The sequence below is a fragment of the Bradyrhizobium sp. STM 3562 genome, assembly GCF_045571435.1.
GTDB lineage: Bacteria > Pseudomonadota > Alphaproteobacteria > Rhizobiales > Xanthobacteraceae > Bradyrhizobium.
Genome location: NZ_CP120694.1, coordinates 465,106 through 484,988, shown reverse-complemented (window position 1 = coordinate 484,988; position 19,883 = coordinate 465,106). Strand labels below are relative to the sequence as shown.

At 62.6% G+C, this 19,883-nt stretch carries 17 protein-coding genes and 1 pseudogene; 7 read left to right on the top strand and 11 right to left on the bottom strand.

Annotated features, from left to right (window positions below; all coding sequences use genetic code 11):
* Positions 1-7: 7 nt before the first annotated feature.
* The 3 genes from P6U23_RS02265 (at position 8) to P6U23_RS02255 (ending at position 4,561) form a co-directional block, all read left to right on the top strand.
* Positions 8-2,356: a xanthine dehydrogenase family protein molybdopterin-binding subunit gene (locus P6U23_RS02265; RefSeq protein WP_407177993.1), complete on the top strand. Its 2,349-nt coding sequence runs from the start codon at positions 8-10 to the stop codon at positions 2,354-2,356.
* A 138-nt stretch (positions 2,357-2,494) separates the two neighbouring features.
* Complete coding sequence (locus P6U23_RS02260) at positions 2,495-3,295, top strand: FAD binding domain-containing protein (RefSeq protein WP_407177992.1); 801 nt, start codon at positions 2,495-2,497, stop codon at positions 3,293-3,295.
* A gap of 159 nt (positions 3,296-3,454) precedes the next feature.
* Positions 3,455-4,561, top strand: coding sequence for a CaiB/BaiF CoA transferase family protein (locus P6U23_RS02255; protein ID WP_407177991.1), 1,107 nt, complete (start codon positions 3,455-3,457; stop codon positions 4,559-4,561).
* A gap of 97 nt (positions 4,562-4,658) precedes the next feature.
* Here the strand turns inward: P6U23_RS02255 and hppD are convergent, their stop codons facing one another.
* Positions 4,659-5,777 (bottom strand): 4-hydroxyphenylpyruvate dioxygenase, encoded by a 1,119-nt coding sequence (gene hppD, locus P6U23_RS02250; protein ID WP_407177990.1) that lies wholly within the window; start codon positions 5,775-5,777, stop codon positions 4,659-4,661.
* A 119-nt stretch (positions 5,778-5,896) separates the two neighbouring features.
* Between hppD and P6U23_RS02245 the strand changes: the two genes are divergently transcribed.
* Positions 5,897-6,367 carry an Lrp/AsnC family transcriptional regulator gene (locus P6U23_RS02245; protein WP_407177989.1) on the top strand — a complete coding sequence of 157 codons (471 nt, stop codon included), beginning with the start codon at positions 5,897-5,899 and terminating at the stop codon, positions 6,365-6,367.
* A gap of 18 nt (positions 6,368-6,385) precedes the next feature.
* On the opposite strand, the gene fahA is transcribed toward P6U23_RS02245, so the two are convergent.
* The 5 genes from fahA to P6U23_RS02220 form a co-directional block, all read right to left on the bottom strand.
* Positions 6,386-7,660, bottom strand: a complete 1,275-nt coding sequence (gene fahA / locus P6U23_RS02240) for a fumarylacetoacetase (RefSeq protein WP_407177988.1) — start codon at positions 7,658-7,660, stop codon at positions 6,386-6,388.
* 123 nt (positions 7,661-7,783) lie between these two features.
* The gene (hmgA, locus tag P6U23_RS02235; RefSeq protein WP_407177987.1) at positions 7,784-9,130 is read right to left on the bottom strand and encodes a homogentisate 1,2-dioxygenase; all 1,347 of its coding nucleotides are present in this window, start codon (positions 9,128-9,130) and stop codon (positions 7,784-7,786) included.
* Position 9,131: 1 nt separating this feature from the next.
* A complete protein-coding gene (locus tag P6U23_RS02230; protein WP_407177986.1) occupies positions 9,132-10,085 on the bottom strand; it encodes an MBL fold metallo-hydrolase in 954 nt (317 codons plus the stop codon).
* A 20-nt stretch (positions 10,086-10,105) separates the two neighbouring features.
* On the bottom strand, positions 10,106-10,333 hold the full coding sequence (locus P6U23_RS02225; RefSeq protein ID WP_407177985.1) for a DUF2783 domain-containing protein: 228 nt from the start codon (positions 10,331-10,333) through the stop codon (positions 10,106-10,108).
* An 11-nt stretch (positions 10,334-10,344) separates the two neighbouring features.
* On the bottom strand, positions 10,345-11,994 hold the full coding sequence (locus tag P6U23_RS02220) for an FAD-dependent oxidoreductase (protein ID WP_407177984.1): 1,650 nt from the start codon (positions 11,992-11,994) through the stop codon (positions 10,345-10,347).
* A 119-nt stretch (positions 11,995-12,113) separates the two neighbouring features.
* Here P6U23_RS02220 and P6U23_RS02215 point away from each other — a divergent pair, with 119 nt between their 5' ends.
* Positions 12,114-12,644 carry a MarR family winged helix-turn-helix transcriptional regulator gene (locus P6U23_RS02215; protein WP_407181754.1) on the top strand — a complete coding sequence of 177 codons (531 nt, stop codon included), beginning with the start codon at positions 12,114-12,116 and terminating at the stop codon, positions 12,642-12,644.
* 909 nt (positions 12,645-13,553) lie between these two features.
* Here the strand turns inward: P6U23_RS02215 and P6U23_RS02210 are convergent.
* The 5 genes and pseudogenes from P6U23_RS02210 to P6U23_RS02190 all read right to left on the bottom strand — a co-directional run.
* A pseudogene (locus P6U23_RS02210) lies at positions 13,554-13,763 on the bottom strand (EamA family transporter); the annotation flags it as partial.
* A 115-nt stretch (positions 13,764-13,878) separates the two neighbouring features.
* The gene (locus P6U23_RS02205) at positions 13,879-14,997 is read right to left on the bottom strand and encodes an IS630 family transposase (protein ID WP_407177983.1); all 1,119 of its coding nucleotides are present in this window, start codon (positions 14,995-14,997) and stop codon (positions 13,879-13,881) included.
* A 357-nt stretch (positions 14,998-15,354) separates the two neighbouring features.
* Positions 15,355-15,675 carry a hypothetical protein gene (locus P6U23_RS02200; RefSeq protein ID WP_407177982.1) on the bottom strand — a complete coding sequence of 107 codons (321 nt, stop codon included), beginning with the start codon at positions 15,673-15,675 and terminating at the stop codon, positions 15,355-15,357.
* Positions 15,676-16,052: 377 nt separating this feature from the next.
* Complete coding sequence (locus P6U23_RS02195) at positions 16,053-16,409, bottom strand: DUF6714 family protein (RefSeq protein ID WP_407177981.1); 357 nt, start codon at positions 16,407-16,409, stop codon at positions 16,053-16,055.
* Between the two features lie 504 nt (positions 16,410-16,913).
* On the bottom strand, positions 16,914-17,720 hold the full coding sequence (locus tag P6U23_RS02190) for an N-acyl homoserine lactonase family protein (protein ID WP_407177980.1): 807 nt from the start codon (positions 17,718-17,720) through the stop codon (positions 16,914-16,916).
* Between the two features lie 351 nt (positions 17,721-18,071).
* Here P6U23_RS02190 and P6U23_RS02185 point away from each other — a divergent pair, with 351 nt between their 5' ends.
* Both P6U23_RS02185 and P6U23_RS02180 read left to right on the top strand, forming a co-directional pair.
* A complete protein-coding gene (locus tag P6U23_RS02185; RefSeq protein WP_407177979.1) occupies positions 18,072-19,529 on the top strand; it encodes a caspase family protein in 1,458 nt (485 codons plus the stop codon).
* A complete protein-coding gene (locus P6U23_RS02180) occupies positions 19,526-19,747 on the top strand; it encodes a hypothetical protein (RefSeq protein ID WP_407177978.1) in 222 nt (73 codons plus the stop codon). Before P6U23_RS02185 ends, P6U23_RS02180 begins: the two co-directional genes overlap by 4 nt.
* Positions 19,748-19,883 lie beyond the last annotated feature (136 nt).

The window sequence follows — 19,883 nt, the reverse complement described above, 5'->3', positions numbered from 1 at the left end:
TACAACAATGGGTATTGAAGGCATCGGCGCCAGCGTGGTGCGCAAGGAAGACAAGCGCTTCATCACCGGCAAGGGCCGCTATGTCGACGACATCAAGCTTGTCGGCACGAGCTATGCTCATTTCATCCGTAGCCCGCATGCGCATGCGAAGGTCAAAGGCATCGATGCCTCGGCGGCGCTGAAGATGCCCGGCGTGCTCGCGGTGCTGAACGGCAAGGAACTGGTCGACGACAAGATCGGCAACCTGATCTGCGGCTGGGCGATTACCTCGAAAGACGGCTCGCCGATGAAGATGGGCGCGTGGCCGGCAATGGCGCCGGAGACGGTGCGCTTTGTCGGACAGGCGGTCGCGGTCGTGATCGCCGAGACCAAGAACCAGGCGCGTGATGCCGCGGAAGCCGTGGTGGTCGATTACGAAGAGCTTCCGGCTGTGCCGGACGTTCATGCGGCGATCAAACCGGGCGCGCCGCAGTTGCACCCCGAGGCACCCGGCAACATCGTCTATGACTGGGTGCTCGGCGACGAGAACGCGGTCAAGGATGCCTTTGCGAAGGCCGCCAATGTGGTGAGTCTCGAGCTCACCAACAACCGGTTAGTGCCGAACGCCATGGAGCCGCGCGCCGCGATTGCGAATTACGACGCTGCGGAAGAGCACTTTACGCTCTACACCACCTCTCAGAATCCGCATGTCGCACGCCTTGTGCTGTCGGCGTTCTACAACATCGCGCCCGAGAACAAGCTGCGGGTGATCGCCCCGGATGTCGGCGGCGGTTTCGGCTCGAAGATCTACATTTATCCCGAGGAGATGGTCTGCCTGTGGGCCTCCAAGAAGGTCGGCCGGCCGATCAAATGGGCAGCGGACCGCTCGGAATCCTTCCTCACCGACGCGCATGGCCGCGATCACGTGACCAAGGCGGAGATGGCCTTCGACAAGGACAACAAGATCCTGGGGCTGCGGGTGAAGACCCACGCCAATTTCGGCGCCTATATGTCGCTGTTTTCGTCGTCCGTGCCGACCTATCTCTACGCGACGCTGTTGTCCGGCCAGTACGTGATCCCGGCGATCCATGCCGAGGTGATCGGCGTCTACACCAACACCACGCCGGTCGATGCCTATCGCGGCGCGGGCCGGCCCGAGGCGAGCTATCTGGTCGAGCGGATGATGGAAACCGCGGCGCGGCAATTGAAGGTCGATCCGACCGAGCTGCGGACGAAGAATTTCATCCGACAATTCCCGTATCAGACGCCGGTGATCATGACCTATGACACCGGCGACTTCGTCGCCTCGCTCGAGGCCGCGAAGAAGGCGATCGACTATGAGGGCTTTCCGGCGCGGAAGGAGCAGGCCAGGAAGAACGGCAAGCTCCGAGGCATCGGCATCTCCTGCTACATCGAAGCCTGCGGCATTGCCCCCTCAAAAGCGGTCGGCAGCCTGGGTGCCGGCGTCGGCTTGTGGGAATCGGCCGAGGTACGCGTCAACCCGGTCGGCACGATCGAGGTCCTCACGGGCTCGCACAGCCACGGCCAGGGCCACGAGACGAGCTTCTGCCAACTCGTCGCGGACCGGCTCGGCATCGGCATCGATCAGGTCTCGATCGTGCATGGCGACACCGACAAGGTGCAGTTCGGCATGGGCACCTACGGCTCGCGCTCGGCGGCCGTGGGCCTGACGGCGATCCTGAAGGCGATGGAGAAGGTCGAGGCCAAGGCGAAAAAGATCGCGGCGCATGCGCTGGAGGCGTCCGAAGGCGACATCGTCATCGAGAACGGCGAGTTCAAGGTCGCCGGCACCGACAAGAAGATTGCATTCCCGATGGTCGCGCTCGCGGCCTATACCGCGCACAATCTGCCCGACGGCATGGAGCCCGGTCTGAAGGAGACGGCGTTCTATGACCCCACCAACTTCACCTTCCCGGCCGGGGCCTATATCTGCGAGGTCGAGGTCGATGAAGCCACCGGCAAGACGTCGTTCGTCAACTTCGTTGCGGCCGATGATTTCGGGCGACTCATCAACCCGATGATCGTCGAAGGCCAGGTGCATGGCGGGCTCGCGCAAGGCATCGGCCAGGCGCTGCTGGAGGGCGCGGTCTATGACAGCAACGGCCAGCTCGTGACTGCGTCCTTCATGGATTACACCATGCCGCGCGCCGACGACCTGCCGTCGTTCAAGCTGTCGCACACCACGACGCTGTGCCCCGGCAATCCGCTCGGCGTCAAGGGCTGCGGTGAGGCCGGCGCAATCGGCGCCTCCGCCGCCGTGATCAACGCCATCACGGACGCGATCGGCGACAACAAGCTGGAAATGCCGGCAACCCCGGACCGCGTCTGGCACGCGATCCATGGCAAGGCCGCTTAGGAAGCCATCGTCATTCCGGGGCGCTCGCAAAGCGAGCGAACCCGGAATTTGGAGCCAAGGATTAAACCTCGGGATTCCGAACTCTGCTCCTACCGGCGCACCTCGGAACGACCGAGAAAAAATTTCAGGGAGCACCCCATGTATCAAACAACCTATCACCGCGCCTCCTCGATCGACGAAGCCGCCGCGCTCTTTGCCAAGGGCAAGGAGGCAAAATATCTCGCCGGCGGCCATACGCTGATCCCCGTGATGAAGCAGCGCCTCGCCGCGCCCTCCGATGTCATCGACCTCGGCAGGATCAAGGAGCTCTACGGCATCGAGGTGTCGGCCGATGCGGTCACCATCAAGGCCGCAACGCCGCATCAGGATGTGGCGATCTCGACCGATGTGCAAAAGGCGATCCCCGCGCTGGCCTATCTGGCGTCCACGATCGGCGATCCCGCCGTGCGCCATCGCGGCACCATCGGCGGCTCGCTCGCCAATAATGACCCGGCGGCGGATTATCCGGCGGCGGTGCTGGCGCTGGGCGCGACCATCAAGACCAACAAGCGCACGATCGCGGCCGATGACTTCTTCCAGGGCCTGTTCTCAACGGCGCTGGAGGACGGCGAGATCATCACCGCGGTGTCATTCCCGATTCCGGCCAAGGCGGGCTATGCGAAATTCCCCCATCCCGCCTCGCGCTTTGCGCTGACCGGGGTGTTCGTGGCGCAGACCAAGGCGGGTGATGTCCGCGTCGCCGCCACCGGCGCGTCCCAGGATGGCGTGATGCGTCTGGGTACGATCGAATCGGCGCTAAAGGGCAACTGGTCGGCCAGCGCGCTCGACGGCATCACGATCCCCCCGAGCGGTTTGATCAGCGACATTCACGGCGCTGCGGATTATCGCGCGCATCTGATCAAGGTGATGGCGCAGCGCGCCGTGACGGCCGCGGGCTGACAGCATCTAAACGCAACACGAGAGTGCGGCGCGCATGCCATTGCGCGCCGCAACAATTTCAAGAGGCATTCCAGTCGAAAGATGCTTGCGGGCACGTGCTCAAGGCGAGACAATCACGATCGGAAACGCTGACAGCACAAATCAAATCGGAAAAATAACGTGCTTGATAAATCCGCCCCGCAAGCTGGCGTCCGTGCCTCCGGACCCCTGGCCGGCTACCGCATCGTCGAATTCGCCGGCATCGGCCCCGGTCCTTTCGCCTGCATGATGCTCGCCGACATGGGCGCCGAGGTCGTCACCCTCGATCGCATCGGCGCGAAGAAGACTATGAAATCTGTCGCGGGCCGCGGCCGCAAGCTCATCGAGCTCGACTTGAAGGACAAACAAGCGGTCGCGCAGGTGCTCGATCTGCTCGCGGGCGCGGACGCGCTGATTGAGGGTTTTCGTCCCGGCGTGATGGAGCGGCTTGGGCTCGGGCCGGACGTCGTGCTCGCGCGCAACCCGAAACTGGTTTACGGCCGCATGACCGGCTGGGGCCAGGACGGTCCGCTGGCGCAAGCCGCCGGCCATGACATCAATTACATCTCGCTGACCGGCGCGCTTGCCGCGATCGGACCCAAGGACAGGCCGATGCCCCCGCTCAACCTGGTCGGCGATTTCGGCGGCGGTGCGCTCTACCTCGTGGTTGGCGTACTTGCGGCCCTGTTGGAGGCGTCGAAATCGGGCAAGGGCCAAGTGGTGGACGCGGCGATGGTCGATGGCGCCGCGTCGCTGATGTCGATGTTCTTCGATCTGACCGCGATAGGGCGCTGGGTCGACGGCCGCGAGAACAATTGGCTCGATGGTGGCGCGCACTTCTACGGGACTTACGAATGCGCCTGCGGCCATTTCATCTCGGTCGGCTCGATCGAGCCGCAGTTTTACGCGCTGTTGCGCGAGCACGCCGGCCTGACCGACGCCGCGTTCGACGCGCAGATGGACCGCAATGCCTGGCCGGCACTGAAGGAAAAGCTTGCGCAAGTGTTCAAGACCAAGACGCGCGACGAATGGTGCCGGATCATGGAAGGCACCGACATCTGCTTCGCGCCGGTGCTGACCATGGCGGAAGCGCCAAAGCACCCGCACATGGCGGCGCGGAAGATCTTTGTCGAGCGCCACGGCGTCACCCAGCCCGCCCCCGCCCCGCGCTTCTCGCGCACGCCGTCAGCCATTCGCGATCCGGAGAAGGTGGAGATTGGGGAGTTGGTGAGCGCGTGGAAGGCATAACGTCATTCCGGGACGATGCGAAGCATCGGACCCGGATCTCGGGGTTGCGGCGGGAGATTCCGGGTTCGCGCTAGCGCGCGCCCCGGAATGACAGAGTTCACGCCGCGTGCTCGACCTTCAGCACGCCGCGGCGGATCTGATCCTCCTCGATCGATTCGAACAGGGCCTTGAAGTTGCCCTCGCCGAAACCATCATCTCCCTTGCGCTGGATGAACTCGAAGAAGATCGGCCCGATCGCGTTGGCGGAGAAGATTTGCAGGAGCACCTTGGTTTGCCCGCCATCGACGACGCCTTCGCCGTCGATCAGAATGCCGTTCTTCCTAAGCCGCACGATGTCCTCGCCGTGCCTCGACAGGCGGGTGTCGACCTTCTCGAAATAGGTGTCGGGCGGCGACGGCATGAAAGGCAGGCCCGCCGCGCGCAGGCTCTCGACCGTCTGATAGATGTCGCGGCAGCCACAGGCGATGTGCTGGATGCCCTCGCCGCGGTAGATTTTCAGATATTCCTCGATCTGCCCGGAATCGCCGGCGTCCTCATTGATGGGAATGCGGATCTTGCCGTCGGGGCTGGTCAGCGCCCGCGAGAACAGGCCCGACACGCGGCCCTCGATGTCGAAGAAGCGGATCTGGCGGAAGTTGAACAGCTTTTCGTAGAACCCAGCCCACACATCCATCCGGCCGCGATGCACATTGTGCGTGAGGTGATCGATATAGTAGAGCCCTGCCCCTTGCGGTTTCGGATCACCCGCACCGAGCCATTCGAACTCTGCATCATAGGCCGAGCCTTTGGCGCCGTAGCGATCGACCAGATAGAGCAGGCTGCCGCCGATGCCCTTGAGCGCGGGGACGTCGAGCACCTTCTGCGCGGATGAGGCGTCGGCCGGCTCGGCACCGAGCGCGATCGCGCGCTCGAAAGCCTTCTGCGCGTCGACCACGCGAAATGCCATCGACGGCGCGCAGGGCCCATGCGCCGCGACGAAATTGGAGCCGTGGCTGCCCGGCTCCTCGTTGACGAGGTAGTTCACGTCGCCCTGGCGGTAGACCGTGATCTTCTTTGTCTTGTGGCGCGCGACCGGCGCAAAGCCCATCAGCTCGAACAGCGCATGCAGCGCGCCCCCATCGGGATGGGCATATTCGACGAACTCAAACCCATCCGTGCCCATCGGATTCTCAGTGCTGATCGTGGCCGGCGGCGCATCGTGCGGAAACGGACCCATGGCGATTCTCCCTTGCTTCAGCCTGGAATACTCGCTCGTCGGGGTCGCAATTGGCGTGCAAATGAGTTGCGTTTTGGCGCGATCATGCACAATCTGTGCACCCATTGTGGATTTCGCGCATGATTTCGCTCGACGCTTTCGACCTCAAGATCCTGGGCGCGCTGCAGGACGACGGCCGGCTGACCAACCAGGAACTCGCGGAGATCGTCGGACTGTCGGCCTCGCAATGCTCGCGCCGGCGGATGCGGCTCGAGGAGGAGAAGGTGATTGCGGGTTACCGCGCCGAACTCGCGAGCGAAGCGCTCGGCTTCGGCGTCATCGCCTTCATCCAGATTACGCTTGCCACCCACTCGCCCGACAACGCCAAGAAGTTCCGCGCCCTGGTCAATCGGATCGACGACATTCAGGAAGCCTATTCGCTGACCGGAGATGCCGATTATGTGCTGAAGGCCGTGCTGCGCGATCTGAAGAGCCTGTCCGATATTGTCAACAACGTGCTGATGCCACACCCGAGCGTGGCACATGTGCGCTCCTCGATCGTGCTCGACCGGCTGAAGGAGAGTGGAAAGTTGCCGCTGCGGGGACCATGACATCGCGCCTCTCGGCCGTCATTCCGCCGGCACAATCGTCCCCTCGACCTCGCCGAAGCCGACCCGATAGCCGTCGCCCTCGCACCAGCCGCGAATGACGAGCGAGTCGCCATCTTCCAGGAACGAGCGCTTGATGCCGCCTTCGAGCTCGACCGGCTCGGCGCCGTTCCAGCTTATCTCGATCAGGCTGCCGCGCTGGTGCTTTTCCGGACCCGAGATGGTGCCGCTGCCGAGGAGATCGCCGACGCTCATGGCGCAGCCACTGGAGGCATGGTGCATCAGTTGCTGCACCGAGGACCAATACATGTATTTGAAATTGGTGCGGCAAATCGTTTGCGGCTCATCCATCGCGCCCGCGCGCACGGCGACATCGAGGGCGAGATCGTAATTGTTCGGCTGGCTCTGGCGCAGGTAAGGCAACGGCGTCGGATCTTGTGCCGGTCCCTGCAAGCGGAACGGCTCCAGCGCTTCGCGCGTCACCACCCAGGGACTGATCGAAGTTGCAAAGGCCTTGGCCTGAAACGGGCCGAGCGGCACATATTCCCATTGCTGGATGTCGCGTGCGCTCCAGTCGTTGAGCAGCACAAAGCCGAAGATCATGTCTTGCGCGCGCGCTTCGTCGATCATCTCGCCGATCGGCGACGGCTGGCCGATGACGACACCCATTTCCAGCTCGAAGTCGAGCCGCTTGCACGGGCCGAAGCTGGGCGCCTCGACGTTCGGCGGCTTCAATTGGCCGCGCGGGCGGCGAACCTTCGTGCCGCTCACCACCACCGTAGAGGCGCGACCGTTATAGCCGATCGGCATGTGCAGCCAGTTCGGCTGCAGCGCGTTGTCCTTGCCGCGAAACATGATGCCGATATTGGTGGCGTGCTCTTTCGAGGAATAGAAATCGGTGTAGCCGGCGACCGCAACCGGCAGATGCAGTTTCACCTCGGTCATCGGCACCAGCGCCCGGCTGCGCAGGTCCTTGTTGTCGCGAAGCTGCGGATTGTCGTGACGCAGCAGCTCGCTGATGCGTGCCCGCGTCGTCGACCAGACCTTCGGTCCGAGTGCCATGAAAGCGTTGATCGAGCCTTGTGCGAACACGCCAAAGGCGGGCGAGAGATCGAGCAGCCCCTCCTTCTCCAGCACCGCGAGGTCCAGGACGTAATCGCCGATCGCCACACCGACCCGCGGAGCGGGATAGGCCGCTGTCGAGAACACGCCATACGGCAGGTTCTGGATCGGAAAGTCCGACGTCGGGTCCACTGGAATGAAGGAGCGGAGTCTGGGGTCGTTGGGGTAGGACAACTTATTCCTCCGATGTCGACGCCGTCATGGCCGGGCTTGTCCCGGCCATCCACGAACGCCCTTTGCTTGAAGAGGTGGATGCCCGGGACAAGCCCGGGCATGGCGCGGCGTCTGGCGAACCACTTACGGCTTACCCGGGTCGAACCGCTTTTCCAGGCCCTTCCAGCATTCGGCGTAATCCTCCTGCAGCGTCCCCGACCTCGCCGCGTATTCGGTGACACGTTGCGGAAAGCGCGTCTCGAACATGAACGCCATGGTGCCCGTGAGCTTGACCGGCTTGAGCTCGGCGTTGCTGGCGTGATCGAAGGCCTCGCGATCGGGGCCATGGGGCAGCATGCAATTGTGCAGGCTGATGCCTCCAGGCACGAAGCCTTGCGGCTTGGCGTCGTAGACGCCGTAGATCAGCCCCATGAACTCCGACATGATGTTCATGTGATACCAGGGCGGGCGGAAGGTGTTTTCCGCGACCATCCAGCGCTCCGGGAAGATCACGAAATCGATATTCGCGGTGCCCGCGGTCTCCGAAGGCGAGGTCAGCACCGTGAAGATCGAGGGGTCGGGGTGGTCGAAGGCGATCGCGCCGACCGGAGCGAAGGTGCGCAGATCATATTTATACGGCGCATAATTGCCGTGCCAGGCCACCACATCGATCGGCGAATGCGGCAGCGTCGTCTTCCACAGCGAGCCGCCCCATTTCACGTAGAGCTCGGTCGGGGTGTCCTTGTCTTCATAGGCGGCAACGGGCGTCAGGAAGTCACGCGCATTGGCGAGGCAATTGGCGCCGATCGGCCCGCGTTCCGGCAGCGTAAAAGCGCCGCCATAGTTCTCGCAGAGATAGCCGCGCGCCGGTCCCGCAGGAATCTCGATCCGGAATTTCACGCCGCGCGGGATTACCGCAATCTCGCCGGGCTCGATATCGATGCGGCCGAATTCGGTGATGAAGCGCAAATTACCTTGCTGCGCGACGAACAGCATCTCGCCATCGGCATTGTAGAAGTGCTGATCGACCATCGATTTGGTGATGATGTAGACATGCGCGGCCATGCCGGCTTGCGTGTTGGCGTCGCCGGCGGTGGTCATCGTGTGGACGCCCTGCAGGAACGTCATCTCCTGCGTCGGGATCGGCGTCGGCCCCCAGCGCAACTGCGCGATCGGCATCTCATATTCATGGCAGGGCGCCGTGCGCCACAGCCCGGCACCGACTTTGGTGAAGCGCCCGGAATGTTTGACCGAGGGGCGGATGCGATAGAGCCAGGAGCGTTCGTTGGTCCCGCGCGGCGCGGTGAACGGCGATCCGGATAGCTGTTCGGCATAGAGCCCATAGGCGCAGCGCTGCGGCGAGTTACGGCCGATCGGAAGCGCGCCCGGCAGCGACTCCGTCTCGAAACTGTTGCCGAAGCCGGACATGTAGCCCGGCGTGACGTGAACGGAGCTCTGGGTGACTTTCTCAGGCGAGGTGTTGATGTTCATATCATCCTCCTTGCAGGGCAGCCCACATTTCGCGATCGCGCTCGGCGGTCCAGATCACGGGATCGTCGATCCCGGAGGCCTCGTCGAACGCGCGTGAGACGTTGAAGGGCAGGCAATGTTCGTAGATCGCGAAGCTCGAGAATTTCGGGTCCATAACGTCGCGCGTCGCCGCCATTGTGTCCTTGAGGCTGCGGCCCTTCGCAACCGACTGCTCGGCCGCGCCATAGAGCGTCGTGACGAAATCGCGCGTCATCGCGATCGCTTCGCGCGTGGTGGAAAGGCCCTTCAGCGCATCACCGCGACCCGGCGCGATCGCCTTGGGATTGAACGCGCGAATCTCGTTCAGCGTCGCCGGCCATTCGCGCAAATGCGCGTCGCCACAATAGCAGGCGGAGTGATATTCGATCAGGTCGCCGGAAAACATCACTTCGGCATCCGGTACCCAGGCGACGATATCGCCCGAGGTGTGGCCGGCGCCCAATTGCATCAGCCGCACCTCGCGTTTGCCGAGATAGATCGACATCTCGCCTTCGAAGGTCAGCGTCGGCCAGGTCAGGCCGGGAATGCTCTGCGCATCCTGGAACAGCCGCGGGAAACGGCCGTATTCGGAGTCCCAATCCTGTTTGCCGCGCTCCTCGATCAGGCGGTAAGTCTCCTGCGAGGCGACGATACCTTGCGCGTGATAGGCGGAAGCGCCGAGCACGCGCACCGCGTGATAGTGCGACAAAACCACATATTTGATCGGCTTGTCGGTGACGGCGCGCACACGCTCGATCACCTTGTTTGCCATCGCCGGCGTCGCCTGCGCGTCGAACACGATGCAGCCATCGTCGCCGACGATGACGGCGGAGTTTGGATCGCCCTCGGCGGTGAAGGCATAGAGATCGGGACCGATTTCCGAAAAGGTGATCTTCTTCTCGCCAAGGTCCGTGGTGGATGCGAAGCCCTTCGCCATCGTCTGATGTCCTTATGAGGTTATTGTTGTTGCTGTTGCTGCTGTTGTTGTGCGTCGATCACCCGCCGCTTGGCGAGCGCGATCGCCTCGTGCAAGACGTCGATGTCGCCGATGTGATTGGCAAGGATCAGCACCAGCGCCGCATCGAAATCCGCGCTTTGTTCGTCGCTCAAGCCGCGATGCGCTTCGACGATGGCGCGGAACGCATCATCCGGCCTTGCGAAGTTGGAAGCGGTCGAGAGCGCCATCTTCGAAAACCTCAGTTGAGTCCGGCGGCACGTGCCAGCGCCGCCTCGAGGGCCGGCCGGGTCGGATGCCGGAAGCGCGCGGCGATATAGCCGTCCGGGCGCAGCAGATACGTCGTTCCCGGTTCGGCATCGTAGCGGGCCGCAGCCAGGTTTTCGCAATCCGCAAGAGCGCCCTCGCCGCCGATCCGGACTGCGCCCAGCCCTTCCGGCGCCTCGACAGCGCTGCCGTTGCCAAACGCGAGCAGCGTGAAGCGCGTTCCCTGATCGATGAACGCATCGGTGAGAAAGCGCCTGCGGCCGTCCCGTGTTGCGACCGGCGCATCGGCCATCGACGTGCCGGGCCGCGGACCACCGCGCCAGCTCTCCTGATCCGGCGTCGACAGCGGCGAATCGTAAATGGTCGGCACCGAGAGCCGGCCGCCATTGACCATGCGCTTGGCGAACTCGGTCTCTTTTGCCAGCGCCAGCACCGCCTTGCGCAGCCGCGCCTCCTGCGCGGTGTTGGGCGCCATGAAATCGGTCGAGCGGGTGGACTCGCGGATATTTTCGTCCGCGGCCGCACTGCGCTCGACGTGATAGCTCTCGAGCAGGCCTTCGGGAGAAAGCTTGCGCAGCACGCGATCGAGCTTCCAGGCGAGGTTTTCCGCATCCTCCAGGCCCGAATTGGCGCCGCGCGCCCCGAACGGCGACACCTGGTGTGCGGCATCGCCGGCAAAGATCACGCGGCCATGGATGAATTTGTCCATCCGCCGGCACTGGAATTTATACAGCGAGATCCATTCGAACTCGAACTGGTCGTGGCCGAGCATGCGCGTGATGCGCGGCCGCACATTCTCCGGCCGTTTCTCAGCAACGGAATCGGCATCGGGACGAAGTTGCAGGTCGATGCGCCAGACGTCGTCCGGCTGCTTATGCAACAGCGCCGAGCGGCCGGCATGGAACGGCGGATCGAACCAGAACCAACGCTCGGTCGGGAACGCCGCCGTCATCTTGACGTCGGCGATCAGGAACTGGTCCTCAAACACCTGACCTGAAAATTCCGCGCCCACCATTTGCCGCAGCGAAGAGCGGGCGCCATCGCAGGCAATGACATAGGCCGCGAGCAGCCGGTAGGGGCCTTCGGGCGTCGCGATCGTCAGCACGACACCGTCATTGCGCTGCTCGAGGGCCGTCACCTTGTTGCGCCAGCGCAGAGAGATGGCAGGCAGTTGCTCGACGCGATCGACGAGATAGGCCTCGGCATAAAATTGCTGCAGGTTGATGAAGGCGGGACGCTTGTGCCCCTGCTCCGGCAGCAGGTTGAATTCATAGAGCTGAGAATCGCCGTGAAAGATTCGTCCTACGCTCCACACCACGCCCTTCTCGACCATGCGGTCGCCGACACCGAGCCGGTCCCAATATTCCAGCGAGCGCTTCGAGAAGCAGATCGCGCGCGATCCCTCGCCGATGCGGTCGGCGTCGTCGAGCAGCACCACCTTGTGGCCACGCTGCGCCAGATCGATCGCAAGCGACAGCCCGATGGGCCCGGCACCGACGACGACCACGGCATGCTCGGCAAGATCGCCGCCGGCACGATCCTGATCGGCATGGCGGTGATAGCCGAACTGGGTCTTCGCCGGAAGCTTGGCCTCGATCTTGGTCCGGCCATCGGCCTGCGCCATGCCTTCGAACCTCCCCGAAATCTGAACCGACCATCTTGCAAAATGGTTTCACTTGCAACTATCTTAGCCGGGCGCATTCGGCCGTCAACTCAAATTGGAGCAATTTTTTGCCGAGGACCTTGTTGCTAAGCGAGGCGGACGCCAATCCGCGCGAGGAAGGCGCCTCCAAACGAAACGCCCGGCTCGACCTCTTCAAGTTCGTGCCGTTCCGCCTCAACCGCCTCGCGGCCGAAGTCAGCCTTGCGCTGTCGAACGAGTATCAAGCGCGCTATGGGCTCGACATTCCGGAATGGCGGGTGCTGGCGACGCTCGGCTTCCGCAAGGATCCATGCAGCGCGCAATACATTTCGCATTGCACGCGCACGCACAAATCCACCATCAGCCGCGCCGTGACCGCGCTGCTCGAGCGGCGGCTGATCGAGCGGGTCGCGAACGAGGACGATCGCCGCGAGTTCCGCTTGCGCCTGACGCGCAAGGGCAGCACGCTCTATGAAGAGCTGATCCCGCGCCTGCTGCGCAGGGAACAGGAGATACTGACCTGCCTCTCAGCGGCCGAGCGGAAGGACCTTGCGCGCCTGCTCGGCAAGATCGAGGGCAGCCTGGGCCTTATTCAAACGAGCGAAGAGGCCGACGCCAAGGAGGCGTATTAGCGCTCTCGTTGCCTCGCGCCGCTTGCGGCAAGGCTATCGCATATACGGATCACACTGCAGCTTCGGTGCACCTTATCTCGTCGGTTAGCCCACAAACTCGTCATGCCCGGCCCTGTGCCGGGCATCTACGCCTTGGTTCGCGCGACAAAGGCGTGGATGGCCGGGCCTTCGCCTCGCCGTAGGGGCTTCGGCCCCGCAGGCGGGTCAAGCCCGGCCATGACGATGCGGAAATATCGGCGTAAAAATCCGGCGGCGCCATAAGCGATAGCCCCGCCGCACGCAGGCCGAGGCGACGGAACGCGCGGCAAACACCCTGATTCAAATTTCAAACAGCGCACACGTCACTGGACGCGAGGAGAGACGTGCACCCGCCTTCTCGCGACGGGAATTCGTCCGAGCTTTGCATCGTCCGTCCCCCCTCTGAAGACAGAGGGCGCAGGGAAGGCCGGGTGGCCGCGCACCCGGGGCCCTCGCGCAAAAGAAATTTGCGCGCGATGCGATAAGCATCGTCGCCAACTTGGCGCCTGCATGGGCGCGCCAGGACCACGCGACTTCGCCGTCCGCAATCATGCCGCTCGTCTGTCGGCATTCTCGCGTCCACCGCAACCCGCCTCGCGTTCGTGACGATCGCGATGCGCCCCTCTGTCATCGAGGCGGGATGCGCGAACGATACGACTGATTCGGCCTTCGGAAAAACAGAAATGTTTTCGCGCGCGAGGGTTGACAGGAATTCGTGTACCCGCGCCTGTCGGGCAAATCAGGCCTGCATTAGGCTATGTCTTTCACAAGACCCGGAGGTTCGATGCGAAGTCGAGGTCCGCTGTCTTCCCCGAACCGTACGGTTGCCCTGCAAGAGTGGAATGACGCGAAGGGCCAACAGCGGAATTCGCTAGCACGCAGCTTTCGGATTCAAACCGGTCGAGCGCTCGGTCTAAACTGTGTCACGCAACACCAGAGATCGCCAGCAGCGCACCAACAATCAACTTCGGGGTCATCGGCTCGCCAAGGAATAATGCGCTCGACATCAAGGCGAACACCGGCAGCAGCAGACCGAAGGGTGCGACGGCGCCCCATGGAGCAGCGAGCGATCAGCCAGAACCAAAGGCCAAATCCCACGTAGTTCGACAGTGCCGTCGAGGCGGTTCGGCGCGCGACGGACATCCAATCTGCACTGCGAACTCGAAACGAAAAACTGCCTGCTGAGCGCCAGGTAAAATTCCGAATTGGTAGATCGCTAGTGTCCTGAACCAGAAGTTCGCAACATCTGTGCGTGGTTGGCCGAGACATTGTATCGGCAGAAGCGTTCGATGGAAGCGAGGATGTCATCGGCGGACTTTGTCCATCGGAATGGTTTGGGATCGACGTTGTGTCGATCGATGAACGAGGTGATGTCGGCCCTGAGGGCTGCGACGCTGCGATAGATGCCGCGCCTGATCTTCTTATCGGTGAGGAGCGCGAAGAAGCGCTCGACCTGGTTGAGCCATGACGAACTGGTCGGGGTCAGGTGCACGTGCCAATGCGGCCTTTTGGCTAGCCATCGCCGGATCAACGGGGTCTTGTGCGTGGCGTAGTTATCCATGACGAGATGGACGTCGAGTTCGCGCGGCACGGCGGCCTCGATCTCGTCCAGGAACTTGCGGAACTCAGCGGCACGGTGCCGTCCGTAACACTTGCCGGTGACTCGTCCGGTCGCAATGTCTAGGGCGGCAAACAGCGATGTGGTGCCGTGCCTTTTGTAGTCATGGCTCCTTCGGGCTGGCTGGCCGAGGCGCATCGGCAGCATCGGCTGGCTGCGGTCCAGTGCCTGGATTTGGGACTTCTCATCCACACACAGAACGATAGCGTGCTCCGGCGGCGAGACGTAAAGGCCTACGACGTCGCGCACCTTGGCCACAAAGTTCGGATCGGTCGAGAGCTTGAACGTCTCCAGCCGGTGCGGCTGGAGCCCGAAGGCCCGCCAGATGCGTTGTACCGTCGACACCGACAGGCCGCTGGCCTTCGCCATGCCGCGGGAACTCCAATGGGTGGCGTTGTCCGGGCAGTTCTCCAGCGTCTGCACGATCACGGCTTCGATGCGGGCATCGTCAATCGTGCGCGGTGCTCCGGAGCGCGGCTCGTCATGCAACCCGGCCACACGCTGCTCCACAAAACGCCGCCGCCACTTGCCTATCGTCGCCCGGTCGAGGCCCAGCTTGGCCGCCACTTCCTTGTTCTGGCCGCCTTCCGCGCAGGTCAGCACGATCCGGGCTCTCAAAGCCAGCGCCTGCGCCGTCTTCCGCCGCATGGTCAGCGACTTCAGTTCGGCACGCTCATCATCACTCAATATCAGGGGGGCAAGTCGCCGGATCGTCATTGGATGCTCCGTCGCTGTTTGCCCTTCATTGGCACAGCGACGCGAATCTAACGCGACTCTAGGATTGCGAACTTGTGACTCGGGACACTAGTGTTGTGTCTCTGACATCTGATTCACTCGGTGTCATTCCGGGGCTCGCGAAGCGAGAACCCGGAATCTCGCGCCACAACCTCTGGATTCCGGGTTCAGCCCTGCGGGCTGCCCCGGAATGACGGAATGGATTGTCAGAGTCACAACACTAGCTGGACTTCATCTTACGGGCAGACTGAATTTCCGAGTTCTGACCGCGTGCGGGGATGGATTTCGGGCCTACAATCTTCATCTGTCACGTCAGTAAGCCGAAGATCCCAGTATGCTCTATCTTGCGGGGCACGGCCGATAGCCAAATCTGCTTACGATGTCGGCGCCCGAAATGTCATGAAAGTCCCAAGAATCCATGTAATGGTTGGCAAGTACATACGCTCGGAGTTTTGGGTTGTAATAGCTCGCCATTCGCATGTTGCGCCCGTGATCGACAGGCTGAGCGGGATCAGCCAACGCTGCATGAAATTGAAGGGTTGCGCTAGGGTCGACGCAGACTTTCTTGATTGCAAGAAGCTCGGTGCATGAAGATCGGCAATTGCCTTCAATCCGGAAGAGTTCTCCGCTGGCATTGTATCGAGCGATGATGGCGTTCATCTCCGGGAATCTCATGCCGCCTCTCCCGTAAGGAAGAGAGGAGCCATCGGCGCTTGCAGTAGAAGCCAGCCCGGTTGTTGCTAAGATCATCGCGACAACGTGAGGTGACCAACGGGCGAAACGGAAAGCACTTCTGCGCATAGAACTTCCTGAAGCTAGTATGAAGATGCAGCAAAGTAGAAAACCTAGACCGTCATTTCGCTTTTCGCTAGATCCAACGGGCCAGCACTTCACAGAAATGTTCGTCCAGGTCAGTACCCAAAGCCGCCTTACCGGCATTTCCGTTCTACCTACTGAAAGCCGACATTCGGATGATCGCCGGAGTTCGTCGGTGTGGGCCGCATCCAGACCTGCGCGACATTCATCGCTTCATCGAGCTAGTCAACGAGATTTTGTGCATCCCAAAACGTCTCGGCGTCGGAAGTCCGTGCCTCTGCCTCCGTGATCACAAAAGGTCCTTCCTCAGACCGCAAGAGGTCGCTGCGGACATATGCAAGGAAAGCCCGAAGCGCAGCACGCTGGTCCGGTGAGATGGTTTCAAGAAGCTCACCCCACCATTTGCTCTTCGGCTTTCGATCTCTCCCCGATGGAACGATGGCTTCGAGAGCCCAGGCCAGATACGCTGGCTCCTCAGTCACACCGAGCAACAAGGACGGCAAATAATAGAGAAAGGTTGCCGGGTCCAAAAGCTCTCTGTGTATGCGGATGTGTCCGGCCATCGCCCAATTGCGCATCTTGATCTCTGTCCATCGGCGCCCTTCGAGCCAATCACGCAAATCGCGACCGAACTCATAGCCATCATCGTGGCGATCTTCCCTCCAAAAGAACTGCGTCGGGGGGCTGCGGCGGGAAGGTCGCAAGTAGCAGCCTCAACAAGTCCCCATTGTTGGTCATGCTTTTTCCCATGATGCGGAGGCGCACTGCTTAACCGCTGCAATCTCGTCCTGTTCCGATTTCGATCCCTTTTGCACCTAATACCCTGGGTCGGGCGCGTAAACTGTTGACGCAGCCGATAGCTAAACTTTTCATGGATGAGGGAAAGCTCGGCTTCGGGTCATTTTCGGCCCAGCCTACGGGTACGCCTGCCATTCGATTTCCGCTTTGCGCTGATGGCAGCCGGTGTCGGGCCGGGCCGATGACATCATTCCCAATCACACCTGCCTGTGGTTACGGGTCCCGGCTCGCGCTTCGCTTGGCCGGGACGACGTCGTGGAGTTTGCAGCAGCGTGCGCCGCCAGCTATTTCGCGAACGAACGCGACGGTGCCTTGTGCAAAGCGAAGGCGTCGACCTTGTCGCTGGCGCGCGGGTAGATTTCCGCCACGATCGGGTCATGCCCGGGAATGAAGCGATCGGGATGGCCGGCAAGCCGCTCGACGATGTCCCAGCCCATGGCCATGTCGCCGATGTTGTAGAGGATCGGAAACGGGTTGCGGCGATGCAGGTTTGCGTAATAGTGGGCGGCGTCGGAGGCGAGCACCACGGGACCGCGCGCGGTCTCGACACGCACCACCTGCAAGCCGTCGGAATGGCCGCCGACGCGATGCACGGTGACGCCCGGCGCGACCTCGCCGTCGCCGGAGTGGAAGGTGACGCGCTCACCATAGACATGGCGCACCATCAGCGTGACGTGCTCGACCGAGAACGGATGCCGCAACAGGCCGGTGCACATGCAGCGCCCCGTGGCATAGGCCATCTCGCGCTCCTGCAAATGGAAGCGCGCATTGGGGAAACGGTCGAGATTGCCGGCGTGGTCATAGTGCAAATGCGTGACGACCACGTCCCTGATGTCCGAGGCCGCAACGCCAAATCCCGAGAGCGCATCGACCGGATTGAGCGTCAGCTTGCGGGCGCGGAGCTGCGCCTCCTCGGCGTTGAAACCGGTATCGACCAGGATGTCACGCCCCTCCCCACGGATCAGCCAGACGAAATAATCGAGCGCCTGGGCCGTGGTCTCATGGGGATCGGGTGAGAGAAAATTCATGTTCGGCGTGCGCGGCGACATCGTCGCATAGCGCATCGCATAGACCTCGTAGACGTTTTGCATTTGTGTCCCTTGTCTTTGCTGCAAAGGTAGGCGGCTGCAGCAAGCCACTGCTCGCGACAAAGGTCAAACCGGTTGACGGACACCGAGACGACGCAACTGCGGCTTAAGTGTGAGGCTAGTCACATTGTGAGGCTGCTGTGGGAACTCGAGATCGCGGCGCGGGGAGCTTCGCAGCGACGATCGGTCGGGAAAGAGACAGCAGTCCTGTCGTCTGCTGCCCGGCGCGGCAATAAGCGCGACTTTCCATATGGTTGACGGATGGCAAGGCCGGTTTGATTATGATTTATGCGTAAGCTAGTTTCGCTGAGGCGCAAGCTGGTATCGGCGCCTGTTTCGCTGGACCGCTGAGTGATGAAGATCCGCCTCGCATTGCTTCTTGCATTGATTTTCTCGGTCGCCTCGACCGCCTCATCATCCGCCGCCGGCGACCGCCATGCGCTCGTAATCGGCAATGCAAAATATCCCGATGCGGACGCCCCGTTGAAGGAACCGATCAACGACGCACGGGATGTCGCCGACGAGCTCAAGCGGGACGGCTTCAAGCTCGAGATCGGCGAGAATTTGACCGGCGATGCGATGCGCCGGGCTTTCGACCGGCTCTATGCCGAGATCAAGCCGGGCGATGTCGCGCTGCTGTTCTTCAGCGGCTATGGCATCCAGTCCAATCGCCAGAGCTACATGATCCCGGTCGATGCCCAGATCTGGCAGGAATCGGACGTGCGGCGGGACGGCATCAGTCTGGAGACGGTGCTGGGCGAGATCAATAGCCGCGGCGCCGGGGTCAAGATCGCGCTGCTGGATGCCAGCCGGCGCAATCCCTATGAGCGTCGCTTCCGCAGCTTCTCCGCCGGGCTTGCCCCGGTGGTTGCGCCCAACGGGACGCTGGTGATGTATTCGGCGGCGCTGTCCTCCGTCGTCTCCGACAGCGGCGGCGATCACAGCCTGTTTGTGCAGGAGCTGCTGAAGGAAATCCGCGTCCCCGACCTGATGGCCGAAGAGGCGCTCAACCGCACCCGCGTCGGCGTCACCCGCGCGTCGCGCCAGGAGCAGATTCCGTGGATTTCCTCCTCGCTCGCGGAGGATTTTTCTTTCGTCCCGGGCGGCAATCCGCATCCGGCGGCTGCGATCGCGGCGCTGCCGCCGACCGAACCTCCGCCTTCGACCGCATCGCCCGCTCCGGCGCCGAGCCCAGCTCCGGCGGTCAACCTGCCGACACCCACGGCCCCGCCGAAGGTCGAGGTTACGCCGCCCACGCCGACACCGGCGGATAAGCCCGCCGGCAACAATCCCGCTCCGGCCGAAGTGGCGCTGGCCGACGATCCGACGATCAAGAGCCTGACGGCCAAGATCGACGCCAATCCCGATGACATCAACGCGCTGTACCGGCGCGGGCAGGTCTATGTCAGCAAGGGAGCCTATAAGCTGGCGATCAAGGATTTCGACGACACGATCCGGCTGAATCCGAAAGATGTCGAGGCGCTGAACAACCGCTGCTGGGTTCGCACCGTCGTCGGCGATCTCCAGGGCGCGCTGAAGGATTGCAACGAGGCGCTGCGGCTGCGGCCCAATTTCGTCGATGCGCTGGACAGCCGCGGGCTCCTCAATCTCAAGGCCGGCGCGAACAAGAACGCCATCACCGATTTCGACGCCGCACTGAAGATCAATCCGCGCTTGACCTCCTCGCTCTATGGCCGTGGGCTTGCCAAACAGCGCAATGGGGCGATTCCCGAGGGCGATTTGGATATAGCCAATGCCAGGGCCATGGACCCCAACATCGTCCAGGAATTCGAGACATACGGGGTCCGGTGAGCACGATTCGAGCCGACCGCCCGCTCCCGCCCGAACCAAGCGTTGCGCGCTGGAGCCAAGACGGCAATTGGTTGGAAGTGGGGTGGCGCGGCGGTGCCGACCCCGTCACCGCCGGCTGGGGCAAGGGCAAGTTCGGGGATCCGAGCCACCCGCCGGCCGAAGCGAATCGGCGCGTGCAAGTGGTCAACATGGCTGATAAGACCACCGCATTGAAGTAATCGGCCGGCCGGCGAAGCCGTGACGGCGCTCTGGCCCCTGCGTTCCGCGAAGCTGCGGGACGTTTGTTCGTCTCAGGACGGCCGCAGCTCTCAACCCTATCAGCGACACCTCCGATACTGCCCTCGCGACCCCTTG

Bases quoted from the DNA above. Each gene is read 5' to 3' on its own strand.
- P6U23_RS02265 (WP_407177993.1), top strand. From the start codon at position 8: ATGGGTATTGAAGGCATCGGCGCCAGCGTGGTGCGCAAGGAAGACAAG.
- P6U23_RS02260 (WP_407177992.1), top strand. From the start codon at position 2,495: ATGTATCAAACAACCTATCACCGCGCCTCCTCGATCGACGAAGCCGCC.
- hppD (WP_407177990.1), bottom strand. From the start codon at position 5,777: ATGGGTCCGTTTCCGCACGATGCGCCGCCGGCCACGATCAGCACTGAG.
- P6U23_RS02245 (WP_407177989.1), top strand. From the start codon at position 5,897: ATGATTTCGCTCGACGCTTTCGACCTCAAGATCCTGGGCGCGCTGCAG.
- hmgA (WP_407177987.1), bottom strand. From the start codon at position 9,130: ATGAACATCAACACCTCGCCTGAGAAAGTCACCCAGAGCTCCGTTCAC.
- P6U23_RS02230 (WP_407177986.1), bottom strand. From the start codon at position 10,085: ATGGCGAAGGGCTTCGCATCCACCACGGACCTTGGCGAGAAGAAGATC.
- P6U23_RS02225 (WP_407177985.1), bottom strand. From the start codon at position 10,333: ATGGCGCTCTCGACCGCTTCCAACTTCGCAAGGCCGGATGATGCGTTC.
- P6U23_RS02220 (WP_407177984.1), bottom strand. From the start codon at position 11,994: ATGGCGCAGGCCGATGGCCGGACCAAGATCGAGGCCAAGCTTCCGGCG.
- P6U23_RS02205 (WP_407177983.1), bottom strand. From the start codon at position 14,997: ATGACGATCCGGCGACTTGCCCCCCTGATATTGAGTGATGATGAGCGT.
- P6U23_RS02200 (WP_407177982.1), bottom strand. From the start codon at position 15,675: ATGAACGCCATCATCGCTCGATACAATGCCAGCGGAGAACTCTTCCGG.
- P6U23_RS02195 (WP_407177981.1), bottom strand. From the start codon at position 16,409: ATGCGCAATTGGGCGATGGCCGGACACATCCGCATACACAGAGAGCTT.
- P6U23_RS02190 (WP_407177980.1), bottom strand. From the start codon at position 17,720: ATGCAAAACGTCTACGAGGTCTATGCGATGCGCTATGCGACGATGTCG.
- P6U23_RS02185 (WP_407177979.1), top strand. From the start codon at position 18,072: ATGAAGATCCGCCTCGCATTGCTTCTTGCATTGATTTTCTCGGTCGCC.